General features: G+C 74.8%; 23 protein-coding genes and 2 pseudogenes. 13 read left to right on the top strand and 12 right to left on the bottom strand.

Annotation, left to right across the window (positions count from 1 at the left end; genetic code table 11):
• The 3 genes and pseudogenes from ABZY13_RS29925 to ABZY13_RS29915 form a co-directional block, all read left to right on the top strand.
• Positions 1 to 148: pseudogene (locus ABZY13_RS29925) on the top strand (peptidase C39 family protein); the annotation flags it as partial.
• Positions 149 to 317: 169 nt separating this feature from the next.
• Positions 318 to 458, top strand: a complete 141-nt coding sequence (locus ABZY13_RS29920) for an SCO1431 family membrane protein (protein ID WP_356636244.1) — start codon at positions 318 to 320, stop codon at positions 456 to 458.
• 642 nt (positions 459 to 1100) lie between these two features.
• On the top strand, positions 1101 to 2276 hold the full coding sequence (locus ABZY13_RS29915) for an acyl-CoA dehydrogenase (RefSeq protein WP_356636242.1): 1176 nt from the start codon (positions 1101 to 1103) through the stop codon (positions 2274 to 2276).
• Positions 2277 to 2647: 371 nt separating this feature from the next.
• On the opposite strand, the gene ABZY13_RS29910 is transcribed toward ABZY13_RS29915, so the two are convergent.
• On the bottom strand, positions 2648 to 3085 hold the full coding sequence (locus tag ABZY13_RS29910; protein WP_356636240.1) for a hypothetical protein: 438 nt from the start codon (positions 3083 to 3085) through the stop codon (positions 2648 to 2650).
• Positions 3086 to 3327: 242 nt separating this feature from the next.
• Here ABZY13_RS29910 and ABZY13_RS29905 point away from each other — a divergent pair, with 242 nt between their 5' ends.
• From ABZY13_RS29905 to fxsA, 4 genes are all read left to right on the top strand, one after another.
• Positions 3328 to 3768 carry an Lrp/AsnC family transcriptional regulator gene (locus ABZY13_RS29905; RefSeq protein WP_039932055.1) on the top strand — a complete coding sequence of 147 codons (441 nt, stop codon included), beginning with the start codon at positions 3328 to 3330 and terminating at the stop codon, positions 3766 to 3768.
• Positions 3769 to 3834: 66 nt separating this feature from the next.
• A complete protein-coding gene (locus ABZY13_RS29900) occupies positions 3835 to 5439 on the top strand; it encodes an amidohydrolase (protein ID WP_356636237.1) in 1605 nt (534 codons plus the stop codon).
• Between the two features lie 540 nt (positions 5440 to 5979).
• Positions 5980 to 6780, top strand: a complete 801-nt coding sequence (locus ABZY13_RS29895; RefSeq protein WP_356636236.1) for a polyprenol monophosphomannose synthase — start codon at positions 5980 to 5982, stop codon at positions 6778 to 6780.
• Between the two features lie 74 nt (positions 6781 to 6854).
• Entirely contained in the window at positions 6855 to 7409 is a 555-nt protein-coding gene (gene fxsA, locus ABZY13_RS29890) for an FxsA family membrane protein (RefSeq protein ID WP_356636234.1), read from the top strand.
• A gap of 140 nt (positions 7410 to 7549) precedes the next feature.
• Here the strand turns inward: fxsA and ABZY13_RS29885 are convergent, their stop codons facing one another.
• The 4 genes from ABZY13_RS29885 to ABZY13_RS29870 form a co-directional block, all read right to left on the bottom strand.
• Complete coding sequence (locus ABZY13_RS29885) at positions 7550 to 7924, bottom strand: RNA polymerase-binding protein RbpA (protein ID WP_003977404.1); 375 nt, start codon at positions 7922 to 7924, stop codon at positions 7550 to 7552.
• A gap of 278 nt (positions 7925 to 8202) precedes the next feature.
• Complete coding sequence (locus ABZY13_RS29880) at positions 8203 to 9552, bottom strand: MFS transporter (RefSeq protein WP_356636231.1); 1350 nt, start codon at positions 9550 to 9552, stop codon at positions 8203 to 8205.
• A gap of 63 nt (positions 9553 to 9615) precedes the next feature.
• Positions 9616 to 10383 (bottom strand): glycerophosphodiester phosphodiesterase, encoded by a 768-nt coding sequence (locus tag ABZY13_RS29875; RefSeq protein ID WP_356636229.1) that lies wholly within the window; start codon positions 10381 to 10383, stop codon positions 9616 to 9618.
• Positions 10380 to 11015 carry a hypothetical protein gene (locus ABZY13_RS29870; protein WP_356636248.1) on the bottom strand — a complete coding sequence of 212 codons (636 nt, stop codon included), beginning with the start codon at positions 11013 to 11015 and terminating at the stop codon, positions 10380 to 10382. The genes ABZY13_RS29875 and ABZY13_RS29870 overlap by 4 nt, the downstream gene beginning before the upstream one ends.
• A 233-nt stretch (positions 11016 to 11248) precedes the next feature.
• On the opposite strand from ABZY13_RS29870, the gene ABZY13_RS29865 reads away from it, so the two are divergent.
• On the top strand, positions 11249 to 12748 hold the full coding sequence (locus ABZY13_RS29865) for a PLP-dependent aminotransferase family protein (protein ID WP_356636227.1): 1500 nt from the start codon (positions 11249 to 11251) through the stop codon (positions 12746 to 12748).
• Between the two features lie 25 nt (positions 12749 to 12773).
• Here the strand turns inward: ABZY13_RS29865 and ABZY13_RS29860 are convergent, their stop codons facing one another.
• Positions 12774 to 14498, bottom strand: a complete 1725-nt coding sequence (locus ABZY13_RS29860) for a hypothetical protein (RefSeq protein WP_356636225.1) — start codon at positions 14496 to 14498, stop codon at positions 12774 to 12776.
• 55 nt (positions 14499 to 14553) lie between these two features.
• Positions 14554 to 14748: a hypothetical protein gene (locus ABZY13_RS29855; RefSeq protein ID WP_356636223.1), complete on the bottom strand. Its 195-nt coding sequence runs from the start codon at positions 14746 to 14748 to the stop codon at positions 14554 to 14556.
• Positions 14749 to 15058: 310 nt separating this feature from the next.
• On the opposite strand from ABZY13_RS29855, the gene ABZY13_RS29850 reads away from it, so the two are divergent.
• The 5 genes and pseudogenes from ABZY13_RS29850 to ABZY13_RS29830 all read left to right on the top strand — a co-directional run.
• Positions 15059 to 15451, top strand: a complete 393-nt coding sequence (locus ABZY13_RS29850) for an ankyrin repeat domain-containing protein (protein WP_356636221.1) — start codon at positions 15059 to 15061, stop codon at positions 15449 to 15451.
• A 323-nt stretch (positions 15452 to 15774) separates the two neighbouring features.
• On the top strand, positions 15775 to 17193 hold the full coding sequence (locus ABZY13_RS29845; protein WP_356636219.1) for a HEAT repeat domain-containing protein: 1419 nt from the start codon (positions 15775 to 15777) through the stop codon (positions 17191 to 17193).
• A 139-nt stretch (positions 17194 to 17332) separates the two neighbouring features.
• Positions 17333 to 18460 carry a glycosyltransferase family 1 protein gene (locus ABZY13_RS29840; protein WP_356636217.1) on the top strand — a complete coding sequence of 376 codons (1128 nt, stop codon included), beginning with the start codon at positions 17333 to 17335 and terminating at the stop codon, positions 18458 to 18460.
• Entirely contained in the window at positions 18457 to 19620 is a 1164-nt protein-coding gene (locus tag ABZY13_RS29835) for a glycosyltransferase (protein ID WP_356636215.1), read from the top strand. The genes ABZY13_RS29840 and ABZY13_RS29835 overlap by 4 nt, the downstream gene beginning before the upstream one ends.
• Positions 19617 to 20438: pseudogene (locus ABZY13_RS29830) on the top strand (SGNH/GDSL hydrolase family protein); the annotation flags it as partial. The gene ABZY13_RS29835 and the pseudogene ABZY13_RS29830, both read left to right, overlap by 4 nt.
• Before the next feature lie 284 nt (positions 20439 to 20722).
• Here ABZY13_RS29830 and ABZY13_RS29825 read toward each other — a convergent pair.
• From ABZY13_RS29825 to ABZY13_RS29805, 5 genes are all read right to left on the bottom strand, one after another.
• Positions 20723 to 21595, bottom strand: coding sequence for a biotin-dependent carboxyltransferase family protein (locus ABZY13_RS29825; protein ID WP_356636213.1), 873 nt, complete (start codon positions 21593 to 21595; stop codon positions 20723 to 20725).
• Positions 21592 to 22218, bottom strand: coding sequence for a 5-oxoprolinase subunit PxpB (gene pxpB / locus ABZY13_RS29820; RefSeq protein WP_356636211.1), 627 nt, complete (start codon positions 22216 to 22218; stop codon positions 21592 to 21594). The genes ABZY13_RS29825 and pxpB overlap by 4 nt, the downstream gene beginning before the upstream one ends.
• The gene (locus ABZY13_RS29815; RefSeq protein WP_356636209.1) at positions 22215 to 22973 is read right to left on the bottom strand and encodes a 5-oxoprolinase subunit PxpA; all 759 of its coding nucleotides are present in this window, start codon (positions 22971 to 22973) and stop codon (positions 22215 to 22217) included. Before ABZY13_RS29815 ends, pxpB begins: the two co-directional genes overlap by 4 nt.
• Positions 22974 to 23092: 119 nt before the next feature.
• Positions 23093 to 23914: a putative hydro-lyase gene (locus ABZY13_RS29810; RefSeq protein WP_356636207.1), complete on the bottom strand. Its 822-nt coding sequence runs from the start codon at positions 23912 to 23914 to the stop codon at positions 23093 to 23095.
• Positions 23911 to 25362, bottom strand: a complete 1452-nt coding sequence (locus ABZY13_RS29805) for an MFS transporter (RefSeq protein WP_356636205.1) — start codon at positions 25360 to 25362, stop codon at positions 23911 to 23913. The genes ABZY13_RS29810 and ABZY13_RS29805 overlap by 4 nt, the downstream gene beginning before the upstream one ends.
• Positions 25363 to 25370 lie beyond the last annotated feature (8 nt).

Here is a 25370-nt window from a genome sequence, read left to right as displayed (position 1 = left end):
CCATACGGAGAACATCTGGCTGCGAACCAAGCGCCACAACGCCAGCGGCAAGGTCGTCTCCGGCACCGGCGGGGTCTGCTACCTGTACTTCCCGGCGCGTCCGACCCCGGCCCAGCGCAGGGCGCTCGCGGCGGTGGGCGTGCGCTGAGCCCCCGTGCGTCCGCGGCCCCCGGCTTTCCGGCCGGGGGCCGTCGCGCTGTCCGGCGGTCCGGCTGTGAGGAAGCTCTCTGCCGCGCACGGCGCGGACGATGGCAAGGTGGAGCAATCGGTGGGGGGACCGGGGGAGACCACTGCACGCACGAGACCAGCGAGATGCCATGACCGCGAACACCGCCACCGCCACCCGCGTCCGCACCGGCGGGCCCCGTGAGGACGGCCCCCAGATCGTCGAGCACATCATGGGCTGGACGCTCGTCGTGGTGCTGTCGATGCTGGTGACCCAGCTCGGCCTGCTCTGACCGTACGCACCATCGCTGCACCATCGCCCGTCCGTTCGCCGTCCGACGGCGCGGCCGCGGGCCCGGCACGGTGGCACCCTCCCGCCGCGGTCGTCCGGCGGTCCCGTGCAACCGGGCCGCCCTCGGCCCGGCCGGCATCACGCCCGGCGGTGCGGCCGGGCGGTCGGTGGACGGCGGGCCGCACCGCCCCGCGCCGGCCTCCGGCTCCGGGCCGGGACCAGCGGGCGCCTCCACGGCGCGGAGGGGCACGGGCACCCCGAAGCCGATCGGCCCGCCCCTCCCCGCGCCGCGATGCGCGGGGTCGCGCAGCGTTGCACGGGGCCGTGCCTCGCACCCCTGCCGCCCACCGCCGCCGAGGACGCCCGGCGGGACGATGCGGGCGACCGTGGTACCGGACCCCGCCCCTCCGCCCCGGCCTCCGCGCGCCGCGGCCGATGCGTCACCGGCAATTCTTGAAGTAAGCGGTCGTTAACCGGTGACGCGATCTCCGCGATCGGGCATACTCACAGCGCACAGCCCGCTGATCAGCGCTTCCGCGACCCGGAGCGCCCCGGCCGGCTGGGCGCCACAGAGCCACCCGGCGGAGCCGCCCACCCACGGTGCCCTCCCGCCGCCGTGCCCGAAAGGGAGGAGAGCGTCGCCATGCCCGACCGCGCCCCGCAGCCGGTGGACCGGCAACTGCCCACGGACGAGGCCAGGGACCTGATCTCCCTCGTCCGCGACATCGCGCAGCGCGAGATCGCGCCGCACGCGGCCGAGGAGGAGGACGCCGGACGCTTCCCGCGCGAGGTCTTCGCCCTCCTGTCCGAGGCCGGACTGCTCGGCCTGCCCTACGACTCCGAACACGGCGGCGGCGACCAGCCGTACGAGGTCTACCTCCAGGTCCTCGAGGAGCTGGCCGCGGCCCGGCTGACCGTCGGCCTCGGCGTCAGCGTCCACACCCTCGCCTCCTACGCCCTCGCCACGCACGGCACCAAGGAGCAGCGGGTCGAGCACCTGCCCGCGGTCCTCGGCGGAGGGCTGCTCGGCGCCTACTGCCTCTCCGAGCCGTCCTCCGGCTCCGACGCCGCCTCGCTGCGCACCCGGGCGGTCCGCGACGGCGACGACTGGGTGATCACCGGCACCAAGGCCTGGATCACCCACGGCGGCGTCGCCGACTTCTACACCGTCATGGCCCGCACCGGCGAGGAGGGCCCGCGCGGCATCACCGCGTTCCTCGTGCCCGGCGACGCCGAGGGGCTGAGCGCGGCGGCACCGGAGAAGAAGATGGGCATGAAGGGCTCGCCCACCGCACAGATCCACTTCGACGGCGTGCGCGTCCCCGACGCCCGGCGCCTCGGCGACGAGGGCCAGGGCTTCGCCATCGCGCTGGCCGCCCTCGACTCCGGACGGCTCGGCATCGCGGCGTGCGCGATCGGCGTCGCCCAGGCGGCGCTGGACGAGGCGGTCGGCTACGCCACCGAGCGGCGCCAGTTCGGCCGGCCGATCGCCGACTTCCAGGGGCTGCGCTTCATGCTGGCCGACATGGCCACCCAGATCGAGGCCGGCCGGGCCCTGTACCTGGCGGCGGCCCGGCTGCGCGACGCGGGCCGCCCCTTCGCCAAGCAGGCGGCCATGGCCAAGCTGCACTGCACGGACACGGCGATGAAGGTCGCCACGGACGCCGTGCAGGTCCTCGGCGGCTACGGCTACACGGCCGACTTCCCCGTCGAGCGCTACCTGCGTGAGGCCAAGGTCCTGCAGATCGTCGAGGGCACCAACCAGATCCAGCGCATGGTCATCGCCCGTCACCTCGCGGGTCCCGAGTCGCGGCGCTGAACTGCCCCGGCCGGACCAGGGGCGCCGCGAGCCGGACCCACTCCGGGTCGTGGCGTCCGGGCAGCGTCCGGCCGCCCTTGGCCCAGGCGCGGACGAGATCGCGGTAGATGGGCGGGTCCTGTGGCGGCGGAGCGGGCTGCGCGGGCGTGCGCGGGACCGTTTCCGCTGCTGCGGGGACGAGCATGCGGTACTGACGCCCGGTCGCGGTGTGGGTGGGGGTCATATCCGGGCAACGCGGAAACGGCCGGACAGGTCACCGGCCCGCGCAATCGAGCATGAGTTCCCGGCCGTCCGGGGACGTGCCGGAGCCGCCCCGCGCGTCAGGACGCGGGGCGGCCGACCGGTCGGCGAAACGTGCGGGGGCGCGACGCTCAGGCGGCGTGGCGGCGCATCGACGGCACGCGCATCGGGCGCGAGCCCGGGCCGCCGACGTGCGAGAACGGCTGCGTCCGCCAGTCGAGGCCCTGCGGCAGGGTCAGCAGCAGGGCGGTGTCCTGCTCCTGCGGCTCCACGGTCTCGTCCGCGGGCCGGGCGTCGGCGGCGCTGCGGCCGGTGCCGCGGCACACCGTGAGGCCGAACGGGTTCCACGGAGAGGCGCACAGCGCGTGCTCCGGCAGGAACTCCTCGTCCGACAGCAGGGCGATGGGCTGCGCGCAGTCCGGGCAGATCACCCGGTACATCTCGAAGGTGTCGTACGCGTCTGCCTCGTCGGCGTCGAAGGCGTCGGGTTCGACGCCCTCCGGCTCGGGCTCGGCGACCGGCTGGAGTCGCTTGGGCGCGGTACGACCAGGGCGTTGAAGACTCTGCATGGGATTCTCCCCCTCGGGCTGGGCCGTGACGGCAGTGCGGCCTCGACCACAGCAAGCACTTCCCGTCCGCCCGGCGGGGTAATCACGAGCACATCACGGAGAGCGCGCCGAGGCTGTGGCGTTGGTCACATGCCGGGCACGGGCGCCCGCCCGCGCGACCGGCGGGGGCACATCACAAACCGGTTATGACCTGCGCTGCACGGGTATCCGCGGAGATCACCCGCACTGTAGGTTCTTGCGCCATGGAGGAGCTGGACCGACAGATCGTGCAGCTGCTCGTCAAGGACGGGCGGATGAGCTACACCGACCTGGGCAAGGCCACGGGCCTGTCCACGTCGGCCGTGCACCAGCGCGTGCGCCGGCTGGAACAGCGCGGCGTCATCCGCGGCTACGCCGCCGTCGTGGACCCGGAGGCGGTCGGGCTGCCGATGACGGCGTTCATCTCGGTGAAGCCGTTCGACCCCAGCGCCCCCGACGACATCGCCGAACGCCTCGCCGGCGTCCCCGAGATCGAGGCCTGCCACAGCGTCGCCGGCGACGAGAACTACATCCTGAAGGTGCGCGTGGCCACCCCGCACGAGCTGGAGGAACTGCTGGCGCGGGTGCGTTCCCTCGCGGGCGTCTCGACCCGTACGACGGTCGTCCTGTCCACCCCCTACGAGGCCCGGCCGCCGCGCATCTGACACCGCGCCGTCCGGCGGCGAGCCCCGCGTGCGGGAGGTTCGGCGCGGCGCGGGAAACTGTCCGTCATGAGTGAGCGCACCGCCCCGACCGAGACCGTCCTGCTCCGCCGCGGAGAGGTCCACAGCCCCGCCGACCCGTTCGCCACGGCCATGGTCGTCGAACGCGGCCACATCGCCTGGGTCGGCTCCGAGGGCGCGGCCGACGCCTTCGCCGACGGCGTGGACGAGGTGGTCGACCTCGACGGCGCCCTGGTCACCCCGGCGTTCACCGACGCGCACGTGCACACCACCTCCACCGGCCTCGCGCTCACCGGCCTCGACCTGTCCGGCGCGCCCTCCCTGGAGGCGGCCCTGGCGAAGGTGCGGGAGTTCGCCGCCGCCCGCCCCCACGACCGGGTGCTCCTCGGGCACGGCTGGGACGCCTCGCGCTGGCCCGGCGGCCGTCCCCCGGCCCGCGCCGAACTGGACGAGGCCACCGGCGGGCGGCCCCTGTACCTGAGCCGCATCGACGTCCACTCCGCCGTCGTCACGACCGCCCTGCTCGACCTGGTCGCCGCAGACGTCCCGCGCGAGGACGCCCCGCTCACCCGCGACGCCCACCACGCCGTCCGCGCCGCCGCCCTCGCCGCCGTCGGGCCGGCCCAGCGCGCACAGGCGCAGCGCGCCGCCCTCGCGCACGCGGCCTCCCTCGGCATCGGCGCGGTCCACGAGTGCGGCGGCCCCGAGATCTCCTCCGAGGACGACTTCACCGGCCTGCTGCGGCTCGCCGCCGAGGAACCCGGAATCAGGGTCGTCGGCTACTGGGCCGAACGCGACGTCGACAAGGCCCGCGAGCTGGGCGCGCTCGGCGCCGCCGGGGACCTGTTCGTCGACGGCGCCCTCGGCTCGCACACCGCCTGCCTGCACCGGCCGTACGCCGACGCCGGCCACACCGGCACCGCCTACCTGGACGCCGCGGACGTCGCCGCCCATGTCGTCGCCTGCACCGAGGCGGGGATCCAGGCCGGTTTCCACGCGATCGGCGACGCGGCCGTGACCGCGGTCGTGGAGGGCGTGCGCGCCGCCGCCGAGAAGGTCGGCCTCGCCCGCATCCGGGCCGCCCGGCACCGCGTCGAGCACGCCGAGATGCTCACCCCCGAGACCGTCGCCGCCTTCGCCGAGCTGGGCCTGACCGCGTCCGTCCAGCCGGCCTTCGACGCGCTGTGGGGCGGCGAGGACGGCATGTACGCCGAGCGCCTCGGCGCAGAGCGCGCCCGGACCCTGAACCCCTTCGCCGCCCTGCTGCGCGCCGGCGTGCCCCTCGCCCTCGGCTCCGACAGCCCGGTCACGCCCCTGGACCCCTGGGGCACGGTCCGCGCCGCCGCCTTCCACCGCACGCCGGAGCACCGGGTCTCGGTCCGCGCGGCGTTCACGGCGCACACGCGCGGCGGCTGGCGGGCGGTCGGCCGGGACGACGCCGGTGTCCTGGTGCCCGGCGCGCCCGCGGACTACGCCGTGTGGCGCACCGGCGAGCTGGTCGTGCAGGCCCCCGACGACCGGGTCGCCCGCTGGTCGACCGACCCGCGTTCCGGCACGCCGGGCCTGCCCGATCTCAGCCCCGGGACGGACCTGCCCGTCTGCCTGCGCACGGTGGTGGGCGGACGGACGGTCTTCGTACGGCCGGGCGAGTGATCTCCACGGGCCGGACGGCACGGCCCGCGCGGCGGGGCGGCGTCGCGCGACCTGCGTATCTCCGGGCGGGGCCCCCGCACGCGGGTGAACCCGCAGGTCGGACGGCTGTTGACAGGCGGCGGCCCGGGGCCGGTAGGTTCGGCCGGGTCCACCACGGGACGCCCGACCGGGGACGTCCGCAACTCGCCGTGGCGCCGCTGGGTCAGGGACGGTGTACCGCACCGGGGCACCGTCGCTGGGAGCCAGGCGCAGCGACCGCGCCCACGGCGGGGGAACGTTCCGGCCCGGTCGGGACGGTGTGACCCGGGTGGGGCCCGGGCGCTCAGTAGACAACGGCTTTCGGTCGACCCGCAGCCAGCGGGTCCCAGGTCGGCCCGAAGGGCGCCGGGCCCCCCTCCGCAAGGGCGGGCGACGAGGCCGGACGGCGGGCCGTCACCGGGAGCTCGCCGGACCGACATCGCGCGTACGAACATCGCGTCACGTCGGCGCAGGCGGCGGCCACTATGGTGGACCTCTGCGTACGGACGTGAAGGGGCAGCAGTGAACGACGGCGAGGGGACCCGCGCGGCAGACGCCCAGGAGAGGCGTTTCGGCCCGCTCGGCACGCCATTGGTGATCATTCCGACCTACAACGAGGCGGAGAACATCAAGGCCATCGTCGGCCGGGTGCGCGAGGCCGTGCCCGCGGCGCACGTCCTCGTGGCCGACGACAACAGCCCCGACGGCACCGGCAAGCTCGCCGACGAACTCGCCGCAGGCGACGACCAAGTGCACGTCCTGCACCGCAAGGGCAAGGAGGGCCTGGGCGCCGCGTATCTCGCGGGCTTCCGCTGGGGTCTGGAACACGACTACGGCGTGCTGATCGAGATGGACGCCGACGGCTCCCACCAGCCCGAGGAACTGCCCCGCCTGCTGACCGCGCTCAAGGGCGCCGACCTGGTGCTCGGCTCCCGCTGGATGCCGGGCGGCCGGGTCGTGAACTGGCCCAAGGGCCGGGAGCTGATCTCCCGCGGCGGCAGCCTCTACTCCCGCGCCCTGCTGGACGTCCCCATCCGCGACGTCACCGGCGGCTACCGCGCCTTCCGCCGGGAGACCCTGGAGGGCCTCGGCCTGGAGGACGTCGCCTCGCAGGGGTACTGCTTCCAGGTCGACCTCGCCCGCCGCGCGATCAAGGCCGGCTATCACGTCGTGGAGGTCCCCATCACCTTCGTGGAGCGGGAGCACGGCGACTCCAAGATGAGCCGGGACATCCTGGTCGAGGCGCTGTGGCGGGTCACCTCGTGGGGCGTGGGGGAGCGGGTCGGGAGGATCATCGGCCGGGGCGGTCCCGAGAAGCCGTGACCCCGCCGCCGTGCCGTCCCGCCCTCGCCGGAGGGCTTATGCCGTGCTGAGCACCCGGCGGGCACACTGGGACCATGACGACTGGCGCTTCGACCTCTCCCCGCCCCGCCCGGCCCCGGCGCTCCCGGCTGCGGACGTTCCTGCCGCTCGCCGTCGCCGGCTGGCTGGTGCTGGAGATCTGGCTGCTGACCGTGGTCGCGGGCGCCGCGAGCGGGTTCGTGGTCTTCCTGCTGCTCGTCGCAGGCTTCCTGCTCGGCTCGGTGATCATCAAACGGGCGGGACGGCGAGCCTTCCGCAACCTCAACGAGGCGCTCGAGCGGGGCACCCCGCCGTCGAGCGGCGGCGGCAACGGCCTGATGATGCTGGGCGGACTGCTGCTGATGCTGCCCGGCCTGGTCTCCGACGCCCTCGGTCTGCTCCTGCTGGTGCCGCCGGTCCAGAAGGCACTGAGCCGGTACACGGAGCGCACGGTGGAGCGCAGACTCCGCGCCGCCGCGCCGGGCGGCCTCGGCGACGCCTTCCGGCAGGCCCGTATGCACCGGCCAGACGGCAAGGTCGTGCAGGGTGAGGTCGTCCGGGACGAGCCGGGCGACACGCCGCGCGAGCCGCGCCCGCCGCTGAACCGCTGAGCGGGACGGCCGGGCGGGACGGCCGGGCCGGAACAGCACCACGACCGCGGGCGCCGTACGTCTGGACGTACGGCGCCCGCGGTCGTTGTTCTGCCGGCGCTGGGATCATGGCACCCGGCCCTCGGACCGGGCCGCCGGGACTAGGCCGACTTGCGGCTGTCCCGCGGGTGCACCGCGATGTTCATCGCGCCGGAGCGCAGAACGGCCAGCCGCTCCTCGAGGACCTCTTCGAGCTCCTCGCGCGTGCGCCGCTCCATCAGCATGTCCCAGTGCGTACGCGCGGGCTTCGCCTTCTTCTCCTCCGGGCCGTCGCCGTCGACAAGGAGTGCCTGGGCCCCGCAGACCTTGCACTCCCACTCCGGCGGGATCTCCGCCTCTACCGAGAAGGGCATCTCGAAGCGATGTCCCTTCTCGCATGCGTACTCCACGGCCTGGCGCGGGGCCAGGTCGATGCCGCGGTCCGTCTCGTAGCTGGTCACCACGAGGCGCGTGCCGCGAAGAGCTCGCTCACTCATGAATCGTGCCTCCCGGGCTTGTCGCCCACAGGACAGGTGTCGCTGTCGTCGTCATCCGGTCAACGTCCGGTCGGCGGTAAAGATTCCCGTTCGGAGTCCCGTTCCGGGTCATGCGTCGCCGTCGTGGCCGCAGCCTTGTCAACCAGTGCAGTACCCACCGGCGCCCGGTTTGTCACACCTATTCGGAGATGTCACCCAGCGTTTCGGCATCTTTGACGCGCAGTAACGGTACGCCTGGCAGGCCAAACGCGTACACTACAGCCCTTTCGGCTCCAGTGCTAAATCCTTTCGGGAACGGGGTTCCCCGCGTCGGCGATCGCACGCCGTACGGGCACCCTCGCGAGCAGCAGGAACCCGAGGAGGAAGAAGGCCACCAGGGAGATGATCGCGTCCCGGTAGCTGCCGGTCAGCTGGTAGGTGAGGCCGAACAGCAACGGTCCCAGCCAGCTCGTCCCGCGGTCGCTCAGCTCGTACGCCGAGAAGTACTCGGCCTCCTTGCCGGGCGGCACCAGATGGGAGAACAGGGAGCGGGACAGGGCCTGGCTGCCGCCGAGGACGAGCCCGATCCCGGACGCCAGCACGAAGAACCACACCGGCGCCCCGGCGGGCAGGAAGTAGCCGGCCGCGAGGACCAGGGTCCAGGCCGCCAGCGAGCCGAGGATGGTCCGCTTGGCGCCGTACCGGCGGGCCAGCCGCCCCAGCGCCAGCGCGCCGGCCACCGCCAGCACCTGCACCAGCAGCACGGCCCCGATCAGCGTCGACTGCCCGAGGTCCAGCTCCTTCGAGCCGTAGATCGACGCCTGGGAGATCACCGTCTGGATGCCGTCGTTGTAGACGAGGTACGCCAGCAGGAAGGACAGCGTCAGCGGGTGGCGGCGCATGTCGCGCAGGGTCGCCGCGAGCTGCCGCCAGCCGGTGGCGGTCGCCTCACGGGCCGGGGCCGCCCCGCGGTCGCGCAGCCTTCGCAGCGGGATCACCGTGAACACCCCCCACCACAGACCGGCCGACGCCAGGCAGATGCGCACCGCCTGGCCCTCCGAGACGCCGAAGGAGTCGTGGGCGAGGTACAGCACCAGATGGGCGACCAGGACCAGCGCGCCGGAGGCGTAACCGAAGGCCCAGCCGCGTGAGGAGACCGCGTCGCGCTCCTCGGGGGCGGCGATCCTCGGCAGGTAGGAGTTGCAGAGCATCATCGCCACGGACTGCGAGGCGTTCGCGACGATCAGCAGCAGACCGCCGAGCAGATAGCGCTCGCCGTCCAGGAAGAACATGCCGGTGGTCGCGGCGGCGCCCAGATAGGCGGCCACGCCGAGCAGCGGCTTCTTGCGGCCGGTCCGGTCGGCGGCGGCGCCGGCCAGGGGCATCGCCAGCACGGCCACGATCACCGACAGCGACACCGAGTACGCGAAGAAGGAGCCGGCCCGCACCGGGATGCCCAGCGGGTGCACGAACCCGTCGGCGTCCGCGGCCTCCTCGGCCACCGAGGTCAGGTAGGGGCCCAGGAACACCGTGAGCACGCTCGTCGAGTAGACCGAGCAGGCCCAGTCGTAGAAGTACCAGCCGCGTCGCTCGCGCCGCCGCTCGGCGGCCTCGTCGGCCGCAGGTGTCCGCACGGTCTCGGTGCCCACCCCGTGCCCTCTCTTCCCCGTGAAGGCGCCGCGCGGGGGCCGTGCCGGCGGGGGAGCGGGGCCTCAGACCCAGACGCCCCGTTCCTCCATGACCTTGCGCAACGTGTCGATGTGATCGGTCATGATGCCATCGACCCCGAGGTCCAGCAGCCGGTGCATGCGCTCCGGTTCGTTGATCGTCCAGACGTGCACCTGAAGCCCGCGCGCGTGGGCGGCCCGGACGAAGCGGCGGTCCACCACCTGGATGCCCGACTGGTACTCCGGCACCTGGGCCGCGACCGCCGAGCCGCGCAGCGCCGCCGGCACGCCCCAGGAGCGCAGCCGCAGGTTGAGCACGCCGCGGGTGCCGTACGAGGTCGCCAGCCGCGGCCCGGCCAGGCGCTGGGCGCGCACCACCCGCGCCTCGGAGAAGGACCCCACGCAGATCCGGTCCCAGGCGCCGGTCCGGGCGATCAGGTTGAGGAACGGATGCAGTGCGGACTCCGCCTTGAGGTCGACGTTCCAGCGCACCTCGGGAAAGGTCTCCAGCAGCTCCTCGAACAGCGGCACCGGCTCGCTGCCCGCCACCCGCGCGCGGCGCACCTCGTCCCAGGGGAGGTCGGCGATCCGGCCCTGCCCGTCGGTCACCCGGTCCAGCGTCGCGTCGTGGAAGGCGACGAGCCGGCCGTCGCGGGTGGCGTGGACGTCGGTCTCGATGTACCGGTAACCGGCCTCCACCGCGCGCCCAAACTGCAGCACGGTGTTCTCCAGGCCGTCCGCCGCGCCGCCCCGGTGCGCGAAGGGGATCGGGCCGGGGTGGTCGAGATAGGGGTGCCGTATGCGCGTGGTCACGGACGCAGTATGACCCGCCGGGGTTGACCGGCGGCAACGACCGTGCTGCCGTCGGATGCCGACGGGACGGCGAAAACGCGCAGGAAGAACTGGGCGAGCGGGCCGATGGACACCGCGTACAGCAAGGTGCCGGCGCCGATGGTGCCGCCCAGCGCGAACCCGGAGGCTACGACGGCGACCTCGACCGCGGTGCGCATCAGCCGGATCGAGCGGCCGGTGCGCCGGTGCAGCCCGGTCATCAGCCCGTCGCGCGGGCCGGGTCCGAAGCGGGCGGCTATGTAGAGGCCGGTGGCCACCCCGTTGAGCAGGATGCCGGTGGCCAGCAGCGGGACGCGCACGGCGAGGGCGTCCGAGGCGGGCGCCAGGGCGAGGGCGCCGTCCATCGCCAGGCCGACCACGACGACGTTGGACACCGTGCCCAGCCCCGGGCGCTGGCGCAGCGGGATCCACAGCAGCAGCACGCCCGCGCCGACGACGATCGACACCACCCCGATGGTCATACCGGTCAGTTCGGCGAGCCCTTGGTGCAGCACGCCCCACGGTTCGAGCCCCAGGCCGGCCTCCACGAGCAGCGCCGAGCTGACTCCGTAGAGGGCGAGGCCCAGGTAGAGCTGGACGAGCCGACGCAACAGACGTCCCCCGGCGCGGGCGCCCGTTGGGCTGGAGGAGGTGGCGTGATTTCTGGAGGTGGAGAAGTCCTGTGAGCCGGATGAGCCCGGTGAGCCCAATGAGTCTGGTGTGTCTGGTGAGTCTGATGAGACGGACAAGGTGTCCCCCGGTGGTCGTCGTGGCCTGACGCATGCCACTCTGTGGCGTGGAGCGATCGGCCATCCATGGCCAATTCGGGGAAGGTGGACTGATAGTCATGGCCCAGTGGACTTCCGCGGTGGGCGCGGCGCAGCTCGGCCGGCTGCTCAAGTCGCAGCAGGACCGCCCGGCGGGCCCCGGCACACGCCGCCCGCCCGCCTACCGCTCGCTCGCCGACGGCATCCGGCTGCTGGTCCTGGAGGGCAGGGTGCCGGTCGCCGCCCGGCTGCCGGCCGAACGGGAACTGGCCCTGGCCCTGTCCGTCAGCCGCACCACCGTCGCCGCCGCCTACGAGGCGCTGCGCTCGGAGGGCTTCCTGGAGTCCCGGCGCGGCGCGGGCAGCTGGACCGCCGTGCCGGCCGGCAACCCGCTCCCCGCGCGCGGCCTCGAACCGCTGCCCCCGGAGGCCCTGGGGTCGATGATCGACCTCGGCACGGCCGCGCTGCCCGCGCCCGAGCCCTGGCTCACCCGCGCGGTCCAGGGCGCCCTGGAGGAGCTGCCGCCGTACGCGCACACGCACGGCGACTACCCGGCCGGGCTGCCCGCGCTGCGTGCCATGATCGCCGAGCGCTACTCCGCGCGCGGCATCCCCACCATGCCCGAGCAGATCATGGTGACGACCGGCGCGATGGGCGCCATCGACGCGATCTGCCACCTGTTCGCGGGGCGTGGCGAGCGGGTCGCCGTGGAGTCGCCGTCGTACGCCAACATCCTCCAGCTGATGCGGGAGGCGGGGGCGCGGCTGGTGCCCGTGGCGATGGCCGAGGGTCTCACCGGCTGGGACATGGACCGCTGGCGCCAGGTCCTGCGGGAGGCGGCGCCGCGCATCGCCTATGTCGTCGCCGACTTCCACAACCCGACCGGCGCCCTCGCCGGCGAGGACCAGCGCAGGCGGCTGGTGGAGTCGGCCCGCTCGGCGGGGACGGTGCTGGTCGCCGACGAGACGATGAGCGAGCTGTGGCTGGACCCGGACGTGGAGATGCCGCGGCCCGTGTGCGCCTTCGACCCGGCCGGGTCCACCGTCATCACCGTCGGCTCGGCGAGCAAGGCCTTCTGGGCGGGGATGCGCATCGGCTGGGTGCGGGCGGCGCCGGACGTGATCCGCAGCCTGGTCGCCGCGCGCGCGTACGCCGATCTGGGCACGCCGGTGCTGGAGCAGCTCGCGGTGAACTGGCTGTTCAGCACCGGGGGCTGGGAGCAGGCGGTGGAGATCCGGCGGGAGCAGGCGCGGGACAACCGGGACGCGCTGGTCGCCGCGGTGCGCCGGGTGCTGCCCGAGTGGGAGTTCGAGGTGCCGCGGGGCGGGCTGACGCTGTGGGTGCGCGCTGGGGGGCTGTCCGGGTCGCGGCTCGCGGAGGTGGGGGAGCGGGTCGGCGTGCGGGTCCCGTCCGGGCCGCGGTTCGGGGTCGACGGGGCCTTCGAGGGGTATGTGCGGCTGCCGTTCACCGTGGGCGGGGCGGTGGCGGAGGAGGCCGCCGCACGGCTCGCGGCGGCGGCCCGGCTGGTGGAGAGCGGCGGGACGGCGGGAGCGGACGCGCCGCGCACGTTCGTGGCGTAGGCCGCGGCGGGTGGGGACCGGGGGCCTACGGGGTCTTCGCCGGGGCGGTGTCGGCCCCCACCGACTCGGCGTCGAGGGTGGGCACGGGCGCGGGTCCGGCGTCGAGGGTGGGCACGGTCACCGGCTCGCCGTCCAGGGTGGGCACCGGGGTCTTGATCGTGACGACCGGCTCGGGGGCCGGCGCGTCCGCCGGCTCCGGCGCGGCCTCGCCCTCGACGGGGACCCGCTCGCCGTCCGCCGGGGCGGTGCGCGGCGGGAGCAGCTCCAGCACGGCCTGCCGGTGGGCGTCGCTCGTGGCGTCGTCGTACGGGTCCGGCGTCGCCGGCACCTGGAGACGCAGGACCGGGCCCGTGCCCAGGCGGGCGTAGCCGCGGCCGGGCGGGACCTGGGTCGGGGGCGTGGTGTGCGGGGGCGCGCCCAGCACGGCCTCCAGCTGGGCCGCGGTGGCCTGGCCGAGCGCCACGCGCGCGCGGGTGTGCTGGCGCACCGGGTCGCCGAGCGCGTCCAGGGTGTCGAACTGCTCGGCCACGACCACCGTGACGCTCGCCGCGCGGCCGTGCCGGAGCGGGATCTGGAGCAGGGACTGCGGGTCGCGGTGACCGTCGGCCGCGGCCACCTGGCTCAGCGCGGCCGGGCGGTCCAGCAGGATCCACAGGGGCCGCCTGGTGTCGTCCGGCGGCGGCTGGCCCGCCTGACGGGCGCGGTTGACGGCGATGAGCCGCCGTTCCGTCTCGGTGGCGGCCCACTCCAGGCCGGCCAGGGCGCCGGCGAGCGCGCACTCCACCGCCAGCACGCCGTCCCGTCCGGTCAGACAGGCGTATTCGCCGGTGCCGCCGCCGTCGACGACGAGCAGGTCGCCGTGCTGGACCGCCTGGAGGGCCACCGACCGCAGCAGCGTCGACGCGCCGCTGCCGGGCTGGCCGACGACCAGCAGATGCGGCTCGGTGGAGCGGATGCCGGTGCGCCAGACGACCGGCGGGACGTCGCGCCGCTCCTCGCCGTGGGTGAGCGGGAGCGTGCGCGGGACCTCGCCGGGGTCGGTGAAGCCGAGGACCGTCTCGCCGGGGGCGGTGACGAAGGGCTGGGCGGCGATGTCCGTGGGCAACGGCGCGAGCACCGAGACCGTGAGCTGGTTGCCCTCCTCGTCCCACAGGAAGTGGTACTCGCGGCCGCGGCCCGACTTGGCGCCGACCAGGTGCTCGATCCGCGCCCGGGCCTCGCGCTCGCCGTCCGCGAAGTAGGCCGGGTAGCGGATCACGAGATGGGTGGTGCGGCCGGTGCCGTCGAACTCGTACTCCGGGAAGGCCTTCTCCCACGCCCCGCCGTGGGAGTAGAGCGGGGCCGGGTCCTCGGGCACCGAGAAGTACGGGACCAGCGCCTCGTACAGGGCCCGCAGCCGCTGCGTGCGGGAGTCGTCCGCGCCGTCGCCGGCCGACCGGGAGCGGTCCCGCCCCTGCCAGGCCGCCGCCGCCATGAGCGTGACGACGGCGAGCAGCGGGCCGTACGGCACGAGCGTGACGACCAGGAGCACCGAGGCCGCCATGAACAGCAGGGGGCCCCGCCGGTCCTTGGGGGTGCCGGCCCACTTGCGCCGCCCGGCCGAGGCCAGCCGGCGCAGACCGCGCGTGATCGTGATCAGCGGGTGGAGGACGTCGGTGGCGCTGTCGGCCGCCGTCCGGGCCAGCTCCCGGCTCCGCGCGAACCGGGCGCTGCCGTTGCTCAGAATGCGGGGGAGGGGGCGCCGGGCCACTGCTGTCTCCTGGAGGTGCGTACGAGCGGGTCGGGGGGTCCGGGCGGACGGGGCGTCAGAACTTGAGGCCGCCCAGGAGGCTCGCCAGGCTCTCGCCGCCCGCCTTGATGCTCGGCGCGATGGCCGTGCTGGCGAGGTAGAAGCCGAACAGGACGGCGACCAGGGCGTGGGACACCTTGAGCCCGTCCTTGCGCAGGAAGATGAAGACGACGATGCCGAGCAGGACGACGCCTGAGATGGACAGGATCATGAGGTCTCCTGGTGTCGAGGGGGACAGTCACCATGAGTACTTCCAGGATCACAGCATGTATCCATACGATTAAAGGTGCAACTGGGTGAAAATCGCTCGATTTCGCCCAGGTGGCGGAGGTCGTCCCCGGCCTGTCGCCCGTGCGTCGTGCCCGGCGGGTGCATTGCTGATCCTTGCCTCGGCGGGCGCCGCTGATGTGCCCGCCGAGCCAGTACGCTGGCATTTCACCCGTACGGCCGCACCGCTCGCGGACGGACGGTGCTCCCCCCCCCACGGTCCCCGACGCGTGCAGTGAGAGGCGGTCCCGCCGATGACCGAAGCCCCCGACCCCGAGGTCGTGGAGTTCGCGACCAGGATCTTCGAGCTGGCCCGGCGGGGCCGGACCGAAGAACTCGCGGCGTACGTGGACGCGGGCGTGCCGGCCGACCTCACCAACGACCGCGGCGACTCCCTCGTGATGCTCGCCGCCTACCACGGCCACGCGGGAACCGTGCGCGCGCTGCTGGAGCGCGGCGCCGAGGCCGACCGCGTCAACGACCGGGGGCAGACCCCCCTCGCGGGGGCGGTTTTCAAGGGTGAGCAGGAGGTGATCCGGGCCCTGCTGGACGGCGGCGCCGACCCCTGCGCGGGCACTCCCTCGGCCATCGATACGGCACGTATGTTCGACAAGGGGGACCTGCTGGAGCTGTTCGGCACCAGCTGACCGCAGCGCCGCGGCCGGCCGGGAAACCCCGTCCGACCAGGCGCGACACGGAAAACGGGGGAGGCGGTACGGGACCGCCCGAAATTTCGGTCGCGGCATCGAGAAGCGCCGGGTCATCATGACGTCGTGATTCACGGACGCGATGGCTGGGCAGGTGTTGCCGCACCGCGCGGGCCGTGATGCGGCCCGCATGGGCCACCGACGAGAGGCAGAGGAAGATGGTCTACAACAAGCAAGAGACGGCGGGCGCCCCGACGTGTTGTCACGCGGCCAGGTAATGCACGTCCCCGGTTGCGTCGACGCTTGATGTGAGGCTGTTTCCCATGTTCGATCCGGTCATAGCGCCCAGTGGCACGCTGCTCGGCCTGCTCCAGCGGGGCCGCGGCGACGGCACGCTGCACGCGCTCACCGCCCCGCGCGACGAGGCGCTCACCGCGCTCGACCAGTGTGTGCGCCACGACCCCCGTCACGACTGGCAGGTCGAGAACCGCTCCCTCTACTACGCCCGGCTCTACCTCGACCTGGGCGGCGGCATCGACGCCATCGAGGCGCACCTGTTCGCCCCCGAGGACCTCGTCGACACCGACGAGTCCCGCACCGGTCTGGCCCTCGCCGTCCTCGGCCACCTCGCCTCCTACGGCAGGCGCGACGCCCTCGCCCTGCTGCGCCGGTACGCCGCCCACGGCGGCAACTGGGCCTGGGCCCTGGACGAACTCGCGCTGCGCGACGACGACGCCGGGCTTCGTGCCCTGGCCGCGCCCGTGCTGGCCCGGTTCGCCACCGACGCCGAGGGCGAGGCCGAGCTGGCCGCAGCCGTGCGCGACGCCTTCGAGCCCCGTCCCTGGCGGCTGTGGGCCGACGATCCGCGCCCGTCCATCGCCGGGCGGGTCCGCGCCGCCCAGGAGACCGGTTGCTTCGACCGCTGGACGCGCCAGATGCGGCCGGCCGGCCCCCGGCCCGGCTGGAGCGTCGCGGCCGTCTTCGCATGGGCCCAGCAGGGCATCGAGCGCGGCGCCGCGCTGCATGTCCCGGCAGCCCGCTGCCTCGCCGCCGTGGCGGGCCCCGAGGACCGGCCCGAGATCCTGCGAGCCGCCCAGGACGGCTCCGAGGGCGCCCGCTGCACCGCGCTGCGCTATCTCGCCGACAGCGCCGACCCCGATGCCCTCGACCTGATCGAGCTGGCCGTGGCGACCGGGCCGGCGCCCGTCCTGCAGGCCGCCGTCGACGCCTTCGAACGGATGAGCGGGCCCGTCGCCGTGGACCGGGCGCGCGGCTGGGCCCGTCGGCCCGACGAGCTGGGCGCTGCCGCCGGGCGGGTGCTCGCCTGCCGGGGCGGGACCAAGGACAGCGACCTCGTCCTCGGCGCGCTGCGCGAGGCCGTGCGGGGCGAGGGCCCGGACGCGCCGACCCTGTGGACCCTGGTCGACGGCGCCGGGCGTCTCGGCATCGTCTGCGCCGCCCCCGTGCTGCGCCACATCTACCGCGAGACGGCCTCCTCGCACCTGCGTGGCAGGGCGGCCAGGGCGCTCGCCGCCACCGACCCCTCCTTCCCCGCCGGATTCGCCGTCGAATGCCTTTGGGACTGCGAGGAGACCACCAGGGAACTCGCCGCCCGGCACGCCGAGACCGGCGACGCGCGGGTCGAGGAGCAACTGCGGCGGCTGGCGTCGGATCCGGCCGAGGAGGCGGAGGTCCAGACGGCGGTGCGCAGCCGGATCGGCCCCGACGCGCCCGCCGTGTGAACGAGGGGTTACCCGGGAGTCAGAAGTACATGGACGAGGCCTGACCTGCGCGGGTGTGCAGCGCAACGCTCATGGACCGTTCCCCGGCCGGAAAGATCGACGTTGACGCGGCCACGTCCGGCACGGCGACAACACCCCTATGCGTGTCGTCATCGTGACCGAATCCTTTCCCCCCGATGTGAACGGCGTGGCCCACTGCGCGCTCCAGACCGCCCGACACCTCGTCGATCGCGGTCACGCTCCCCTCGTCGTCGCACCGGCTCCCGCTCCCGGACAGCAGGCCGGCGCTCTCGCGCCGTGCCCGGTCGTCCACGTCCCCTCCCTCCCGCTCCCCGGCTACCCCCAGGTCCGCGTCGCCCTCCCCAGCCGGCGCCTGGCCGCGGCGCTCGTCGAGCACCGCCCCGACATCGTGCACCTGGCCAGCCCCTTCGTCCTCGGCGTCCGCGGCATGGCCGCCGCCGCCCGGCTGCGCATCCCCGCCGTGGCCGTCTACCAGACCGACCTGGCCGGATACGCCCGCACCTACCTGGGCGCCGGCGAGGCGGCCGCCTGGCGGCGCATCCGCTCCGTGCACTCCGCCGCCGACCGCACCCTCGCCCCGTCCACCGCCTCCCTGCGCGACCTGGAGATCCACGGCGTGCCCCGAGTCCGGCTGTGGCGGCGCGGCGTGGACACCGCGCGCTTCCGCCCGGGGCTGCGCGACGAGGCACTGCGCCGGGAACTCGCCCCGGGCGGCGAGCTGATCGTCGGTTACGTCGGACGGCTCGCCCCCGAGAAGCACGTCGAGCTGCTCTCCGGCGTCTGCGGCCTGCCCGGCGTGCGCGTCGTGGTCGTCGGCGACGGACCGAGCCGGCCCGGTCTGGAGGAGGCGCTGCCCGGCGCCGTCTTCCTCGGCCGCCGCACCGGCGACGAACTCGCCCGGATCTTCGCCTCCTTCGACGTCTTCGCCCACACCGGCCCGTTCGAGACCTTCTGCCAGACCGTCCAGGAGGCCATGGCGAGCGGCGTTCCCGTCGTCGCGCCCGCCGCCGGCGGCCCGCTGGACCTGGTCGACCACGGGCGCACCGGAATCCTCGTCCCGCCGCGCGACGCCGACGCCGTACGGGAGGCCGTGGCCGCCCTGGCCGCCGACGCGGAACTGCGCCGCGTCTTCGGCGCCACCGCGCGGGCCACGGTCGAGGGCCGCACCTGGGCCGCCGTCGGCGACCAGCTCATCGAGCACTACGCGGCCGTGCTCGAAGCCCGCAGGCCGGCGGTGGCGGCATGAGCGAGCCCCTGCGCATCGTCCGCCTGGCGAACTTCGTCGCCCCCTCCTCCGGCGGTCTGCGCACCGCCCTGCGCGAACTCGGCAAGGGCTTCAAGGCCGCCGGCCACGAGCCCGTCCTGATCGTGCCGGGCGAGCGCCACACCGACCAGGAGACCGAGCAGGGCCGCGTCATCACCCTGCCGGGGCCGCTCCTGCCCGGCACCGGCGGCTACCGCGTCCTGATCGACCGGCGCCGCGTCGCCGCCCTCCTGGAGGACCTGGGCCCCGACCGCCTGGAGGTCTCCGACCGCACCACCCTGCGCTGGACCGGCAAATGGGCCCGGCGCGCCCGGGTGCCCGCCGTGATGGTCTCCCACGAGACCGCCGACGGCGTGCTGCGCACCTGGGGCCTGTCCGAGAACCTGTCCCGCCGCGCCGCCGACAGCCTCAACGTCCGCACCGCCCACACCTACTCCAAGGTCGTGTGCACCACCGAGTTCGCCGAACGGGAGTTCGTCCGCATCGGCGCACGCAACGTCGTACGCGCCCCCCTGGGCGTCGACCTGGTGGCCCGGCATCCCGCCCTGCGCGACCCCGCGCTGCGCGACCGGCACGCCCACGCGGACGAGACGCTGCTGGTGATGTGCTCCCGGCTGTCCGTGGAGAAGCGGCCCGGCACCGCCCTTGACGCCCTGGAGGCGCTGCGTCGGCGCGGGGTGCGGGCCGTGCTGGTCGTCGCCGGCGACGGACCGCTGCGGGCCCGGCTGGAGCAGCGGGCGACCGAGCGCGGTCTGCCGGCCACCTTCCTCGGGCACGTCTCCGACCGCGGTCTGCTCGGCGCCCTCCAGGCCTCCGCCGACGTGTGCCTGGCCCCGGGGCCGGCCGAGACCTTCGGGCTCGCCGCGCTGGAGGCGATGGCCTGCGGCACACCGGTCGTCGCCAGCTCCTCCTCCGCGCTGCCCGAGGTGATCGGCTCCGCCGGGGCCACCGCGGCGGACAGCGGCAACGCCTTCGCCGACGCCGTCCAGGCCCTGCTGGACGGGCCCGAGAAGACGCGCCGGGAGGCGGCACGCGCGCGTGCCGAGTGCTTCGGCTGGGACACCGCCGTACGGGAGTTCCTCGCCGCGCACGACGCCAAGGCGACCGAGCGGCCCTTCGTCCCCGCGGAGGGCCTCGCATGAGACCCCCCGTCCGTTACGTGGCCCTCGGGGACTCGCTGACCGAGGGAGTGGGCGATCCGGTGGGGAACGGGTGGCGCGGCTGGGCCGCGCTGCTCGCCGGCGGGCTGTGCGAGCAGCCCGCCGGGTTCACCAACCTCGCGGTCAGCGGCGCCCAGACCCGGGACGTCCTGGAGAACCAGCTGCCCGCGGCGCTGACCCTGCGCGCCGACGTCGCCTCCGTCCTCGTCGGCGTCAACGACACGCTGCGCCGTACCTTCGACGTCCATCACGTCGCCGCCCGTCTCGACCGGGTGTACTCGGCCCTCGTCCAGCAGGGCGCGGTGCTGCTCACCGCCTGTCTGCCCGACCCCGGCGCGATGCTCGGGCTGCCCGGCGCCCTGGCCCGCCCGCTGGCCCGGCGCCAGCAGGCGGTGAACACGGTCGTGCACGCGCTGTCCGAGCGGTACGGGGCGCTGCACCTGCACGCCGCCGAGGGCGCCTGGCTCACCGACCGGGCCATGTGGAGCTCCGACCGGCTGCATCCCGCAGAGCGCGGCCACCGGCAGCTCGCGCTGCGCTTCCACGCCCTGCTGGCCGAGGCGGGCCTGGCGACCGGTCCGGCGCCCTCGCCCGAACCGGAGTTCCCGCCGCCCAGCAGGTCGGCGAGCCTGTGGTGGCTGGCCACGCAGGGCAGCGCCTGGATCGCGCGCCGGTGCAACGACCTGCTGCCCCAGTTGCTGCGCCTGGCCGCCGACGAGATGCGCCACCGCGCGCGGGGGACGGTCGGCCTGCTCGATCTGCGGGCCGCGCAGTCGGTGTCCGCGGCGCTGGCCGCGCTGCCGGCGCCGGAGCCCGTGGCGCGGCGGACGGGGGTTGCGGACCTCACGGCGGAGGGCCTGAGGGCGGAGGGCCTGACGGCGGCGGATCGGGCGGCGGCGCGGGGCCCGGCAGGGAGGAGGGACCTCGCCGTCGCCGACCTGGCGGTGAAGGAGCACGCCGTGCAGGGACCGACGGCGAAGGATGCGACCGTGAACCACCTGCCCGTGCCGGTGTCCGTCGGCGAGGCGCGGCCGGGTGCGGGGGTGGCCGCGTAGCGCCCGTACGGCGGGGATCCGGCGTGCGGTCAGCGGCGGCGCACCGGCACGAACCGCACCGGCGTGCCCGGGACCGCCTGAGCCGCCGCCGCGAGGTCGGCCGCGCGGACGACGGCGATCACCGGGTAACCGCCGGTGGTCGGGTGGTCGGCGAGGAAGACGACCGGCCGGCCGTCGGGCGGGACCTGGACCGCACCGAGGACCATGCCCTCGCTGGGGAGTTCGCCCGCGCGGGCCCGCTCCAGCACGGGCCCCTCGGTGCGCAGGCCGATGCGGTTGCTCGCGGGGGACACCCGGTACGCGCGCGAGGCGAACGCCGCCACCGCCGACGGGGTGAACCAGTCGTCGCGGGGACCGAGGGTCACCCGCAGGACGAGCTCGGCCGGGGGCGCCGGCTGAGGGGCCACGTCCACACGCGCGTGGGGCGCCCCGGCCATCCGCCCGAGGGGCAGCACCGCGCCGTCCGTGAGCGGCGGCGGGCCCAGGCCCGACAGCAGGTCCGTGGAGCGGCTGCCGAGCACCGGCTCGACGGCGATGCCGCCGGCGACGCCCACATAGCCGCGTACGCCCCGCACGGCCGGGCCGACGTCCAGCAGCGCGCCGCCGGGCACCCGCACCGGCGCGCCCCAGGCGGCCGGGCGTCCGTCGACGGTGACCCGGCAGGGCGCGCCGGCGACCGCCACGGTGACCGTCGAGCGGGGGCGCAGGGCGCAGCCGGCGAGGGTCGTCTCCAGGACGGCCGCCTCGGGCGGGTTGCCGACCAACCGGTTGACCAGCGCCGCCGCGGGCGGGTCGAGGGCGCCCGAGCGGGGCACCCCCAGGTGGGCGTGGCCCGGACGCCCCAGGTCCTGGACGGTGGTCAGCGCCCCGGCCCGTACGACGGCGAGCGCACGGTCGCTCATGACCGGCCCACCCGCCCCGCCGGAACGAAACGGACGCGCGTGCCCGGCGACAGCAGGGCGGCCGGCGCGCGCGTGTGGTCCCACAGCACCGCGTCGGTGGTGCCGATCAGCTGCCAGCCGCCCGGCGACGTGCGCGGGTAGACGCCGGTGTAGGCGCCCGCCAGCCCGACCGAACCGGCGGGCACGGCGGTGCGCGGCGTGTCGCGGCGGGGGACGTGGTATCGGGGCGGCAGACCAGTGAGGTAGCCGAAGCCGGGCGCGAACCCGCAGAAGGCGACCTCGTACTCGGTCCCGCAGTGGATGCGGGCCACCTCTTCCTCGGACACGCCCCACAGGGCGGCGACGTCCGCGAGGTCGGGCCCGTCGTAGCGCACGCGCAGCTCGACCGCCTCCCGCGCGGGCGGGGGAGCGGGCGGCGCTTCGGCGGCGGTCAGCTCACCGGCCAGCCGGCCCGGCTCGGCCAGACCGTCGAGGAGGACCGTACGGGCCGCAGGGACGATCTCCCGCACCACGAGCGAGCCCTCCGCGCGGCGGCGCAGCAGCTCGGCGTGGAGCGCCCGCGCCTCCCGCCCGGAGGCCACCTCCACGAGCAGGGCGTCGTCGCCGACGGGCAGCACTCTCATGCGAAGGCCTCCACCCGCACCCCGGACTCCTCCAGCCGCCGTCTGACCCGACGGGCCAGCTCTACGGCGCCGGGCGTGTCCCCGTGCAGGCACAGGGAGCGCGCGCGTACGCCGATGCGCGCCCCGGACAGGGAGGCGACCTTCCCGGTCCGGGCCAGGCTCAGCGAGCGCTCCACGACGGCCTCCGGGTCGCTGATCACGGCTCCGTCGTGGGCGCGCGGCACCAGCGTGCCCTCGTCGGTGTACGCGCGGTCGGCGAACGCCTCCGGGACGGCCGGGAGCCCCGCCTCGCCGGCCAGCTCCAGCAGCCGTGAGCCGGGCAGTCCCAGCACCGGCAGCGCGCCGCCGGCCAAAAGCACGCCGTCGACGACCGCGCGGGCCTGCGCCTCGTCGTGCACCGCGCGGTTGTACAGCGCCCCGTGCGGCTTGACGTAGGCCACGCGCGCGCCCGCCGCACGGGCGAACACCTCCAGGGCGCCGATCTGGTACGCCACCTCGGCCGCCAGCTCGGCGGGCGGCACGTCCATCGCGCGCCGCCCGAACCCGGCGAGGTCCCGGTAGGAGACCTGGGCGCCGATCGTCACCCCGCGCGCGGCGGCCAGCTCGCACACCCGGCGCATGGTGGGGGCGTCCCCGGCGTGGAAGCCACAGGCCACGTTGGCGCTGGTGACGACGGACAGCAGTCCCTCGTCGTCGGTCAGCCGCCAGCGCCCGAAGCCCTCTCCCAGGTCGGCGTTGAGATCGATCGCGGTCATGAGTCCCCTCGTGCCGGACGTGCGCTGTCCATTTTCTCACCCGAATGTGTCACCCGATGCGTCACCCGATTGCTGGCCGGGAAGACCTCGGCCTCGCCGTCCGACCCCACCGGACCGTGTCACCCGACGCGGTACTGCTCGTCGCGGGCGTCGGTCAGGAACATCTGCCCCGGCGCATGGGTGATGGCGAACGGCGGCCGGGACGCGATCACGGCGGCCTGCGGAGTCACGCCGCAGGCCCAGAACACCGGGATGTCCTCGGGCTCCGCGACCACCGGGTCGCCGAAGTCGGGACGGGCCAGGTCGGCGATGCCGAGGGCGGACGGGTCGCCGCAGTGCACCGGGCCGCCGTGCACCGCGGGCAGCAGACTGCTCTCCCGGATCGCCGCCGCCAGGCGCCCGGGCGGCACCGGACGCATCGACACCACCATGGGGCCGTGCAGCCGCCCGGCGGGCCGGCACTGACGGTTGGTCACGTACATGGGTACGTTGCGCCCCTGCTCGATGTGGCGCAGCGGGACGCCCGCGCCGGTCAGCGCCCACTCGAAGGTGAAACTGCACCCGATCAGGAACGACACCAGGTCGGGCCGCCAGTGGCGGAGCACGTCCGTCGGCTCGTCCACCAGCTCGCCCTTCCGCCACACCCGGTAGCGCGGCAGATCGGTTCGCAGGTCCGCGTCCGCCGCGAGCACCGTGGTCACGGCGCCCGGGTCGGTCACGTCGAGCACCGGGCAGGGCTGGGGATTGCGCTGGCAGAACAGCAGCATGTCGTACGCCCAGTCGGCGGGCACCGAGATCAGGTTCACCTGGGTGTGGCCCGCGGCGACCCCGGCGGTGGGGCCGGCCAGGCCCGCCCGGAAGCGGGCGCGGGCGGTTTCCGGGCTCCACGCGCGCGCGTGCGGGTCCACGACGGTCAGGGGACGGTCCTGTGTGCGGTTCACGCCAGTTCCCTTCCACGAGTCTCGGGCAGTCCGAACAGGGCCAGTGCGGCGAGGCCGTAACCGATCGCGCCGAAGACCAGCGCGCCGCCGACGCCCCAGCTGTCCGCCAGGAAGCCGACCGTCGTCGGGAAGACGGCGCCCACGGCCCGGCCGGTGTTGTACGTGAAGCCCTGCCCGGTGCCGCGCACCTCGGTCGGGTACAGCTCGCTCAGGAAGGAGCCGAAGCCGCTGAAGATGGCCGACATGCAGAACCCGAGCGGGAAGCCCAGCACCAGCAGCAGGGTGTTGGCGCCGCTGGGGATGTTGGCGTACGCCAGGATGCACACCGCCGACAGCAGGGCGAACAGCCAGATGTTGCGCCGGCGGCCCAGCCGGTCGGTGAGGTAACCCCCCGTCAGGTAGCCGAGGAACGCGCCGGAGATCAGGAACGTCAGATAACCGCCGGTGCCGACGACCGACAGGTCGCGCTCGGTCTTGAGGTACGTCGGCACCCACGTCGCCAGCGTGTAGTAGCCGCCCTGGACGCCGGTGGAGAGCAGCACGGCGAACACGGTCGTGCGCAGCAGACCCGGCGCCGCGGCCGTGCCCGGCCGGAAGATCGCGGCGAACGAGCCCTTGTGCGGGGCCCTCTCGCGGGCGGCGACCGCCTCCGGGGCGTCGTGCACCCGGCGGCGCATCCAGATGACCAGGACGGCGGGCAGCGCACCCGTCCAGAACATCACCCGCCAGGCCAGTTCGTCGCCGAGGAACGAGAACACCAGCGTGTAGACGATCGCCGCCAGGGCCCAGCCCACGGCCCAGGAACTCTGGATCACGCCGAGGGTGCGCCCGCGGTGCCGGGCGCTCGCGTACTCGGCCACCAGGATCGCGCCCACGGCCCATTCGCCGCCGAAGCCGAGGCCCTGGAGCGCCCGGAACACCAGCAGCGTCTCGTAGTTGGGCGCGAAGCCGCAGGCCACGGTGAAGACGGCGTAGGTGATCACCGTGATCATCAGCGCCCTGACCCGGCCGATCCGGTCCGCCAGCACGCCCGCGAGGGCGCCGCCGACCGCGGAGACCACCAGGGTGACGGTGGTGAACAGGCCCGTCTGGCCGCTGTCCAGGCCGAAGTGGGCGGCCAGCGCGACCATGCTCAGAGGGAGCGTGAAGTAGTCATACGAATCGAGCGCATAGCCGCCGAAGGCTCCGGCGAAGGCGCGTCGTCCGCGCGGGCCGAGGGCGCGGAGCCAGGCGAAGGCGCCGGTGTCCGCGGAGCCGCCGTTGCCGCTGGGGTCGCCCGTGCCGGCGGGCCCGCCCGTGCCGGCGCGATCGCCCGGTCCGGGTCCGCGGCCGGTGGCCGTGGGGCGGGGTGCAGGGGCCGGGGCGCCCGGCGCGGAGTCCGGGGACGGGACCGGCGCGGAAGCGGGCGTGGACGTCGGCGGAGGAGTCGGTGCAGGGTTCGCGCTCATGTGCACCT

The organism is Streptomyces sp. NPDC006610 (genome assembly GCF_040611575.1).
GTDB lineage: Bacteria > Actinomycetota > Actinomycetes > Streptomycetales > Streptomycetaceae > Streptomyces.
The sequence above is the reverse complement of the archived record's forward strand: the minus strand, read 5'-3'. Positions and strand labels throughout refer to the sequence as shown.

Bases quoted from the DNA above. Each gene is read 5' to 3' on its own strand.
- ABZY13_RS29905 (WP_039932055.1), top strand. From the start codon at position 3,328: ATGGAGGAGCTGGACCGACAGATCGTGCAGCTGCTCGTCAAGGACGGG.
- fxsA (WP_356636234.1), top strand. From the start codon at position 6,855: ATGACGACTGGCGCTTCGACCTCTCCCCGCCCCGCCCGGCCCCGGCGC.
- ABZY13_RS29825 (WP_356636213.1), bottom strand. From the start codon at position 21,595: ATGAGCGACCGTGCGCTCGCCGTCGTACGGGCCGGGGCGCTGACCACC.
- ABZY13_RS29835 (WP_356636215.1), top strand. From the start codon at position 18,457: ATGAGCGAGCCCCTGCGCATCGTCCGCCTGGCGAACTTCGTCGCCCCC.
- ABZY13_RS29910 (WP_356636240.1), bottom strand. From the start codon at position 3,085: ATGCAGAGTCTTCAACGCCCTGGTCGTACCGCGCCCAAGCGACTCCAG.
- ABZY13_RS29845 (WP_356636219.1), top strand. From the start codon at position 15,775: ATGTTCGATCCGGTCATAGCGCCCAGTGGCACGCTGCTCGGCCTGCTC.
- ABZY13_RS29840 (WP_356636217.1), top strand. From the start codon at position 17,333: ATGCGTGTCGTCATCGTGACCGAATCCTTTCCCCCCGATGTGAACGGC.
- ABZY13_RS29885 (WP_003977404.1), bottom strand. From the start codon at position 7,924: ATGAGTGAGCGAGCTCTTCGCGGCACGCGCCTCGTGGTGACCAGCTAC.
- ABZY13_RS29900 (WP_356636237.1), top strand. From the start codon at position 3,835: ATGAGTGAGCGCACCGCCCCGACCGAGACCGTCCTGCTCCGCCGCGGA.
- ABZY13_RS29805 (WP_356636205.1), bottom strand. From the start codon at position 25,362: ATGAGCGCGAACCCTGCACCGACTCCTCCGCCGACGTCCACGCCCGCT.
- ABZY13_RS29855 (WP_356636223.1), bottom strand. From the start codon at position 14,748: ATGATCCTGTCCATCTCAGGCGTCGTCCTGCTCGGCATCGTCGTCTTC.
- ABZY13_RS29850 (WP_356636221.1), top strand. From the start codon at position 15,059: ATGACCGAAGCCCCCGACCCCGAGGTCGTGGAGTTCGCGACCAGGATC.
- ABZY13_RS29815 (WP_356636209.1), bottom strand. From the start codon at position 22,973: ATGACCGCGATCGATCTCAACGCCGACCTGGGAGAGGGCTTCGGGCGC.
- ABZY13_RS29865 (WP_356636227.1), top strand. From the start codon at position 11,249: ATGGCCCAGTGGACTTCCGCGGTGGGCGCGGCGCAGCTCGGCCGGCTG.
- ABZY13_RS29915 (WP_356636242.1), top strand. From the start codon at position 1,101: ATGCCCGACCGCGCCCCGCAGCCGGTGGACCGGCAACTGCCCACGGAC.
- ABZY13_RS29920 (WP_356636244.1), top strand. From the start codon at position 318: ATGACCGCGAACACCGCCACCGCCACCCGCGTCCGCACCGGCGGGCCC.
- pxpB (WP_356636211.1), bottom strand. From the start codon at position 22,218: ATGAGAGTGCTGCCCGTCGGCGACGACGCCCTGCTCGTGGAGGTGGCC.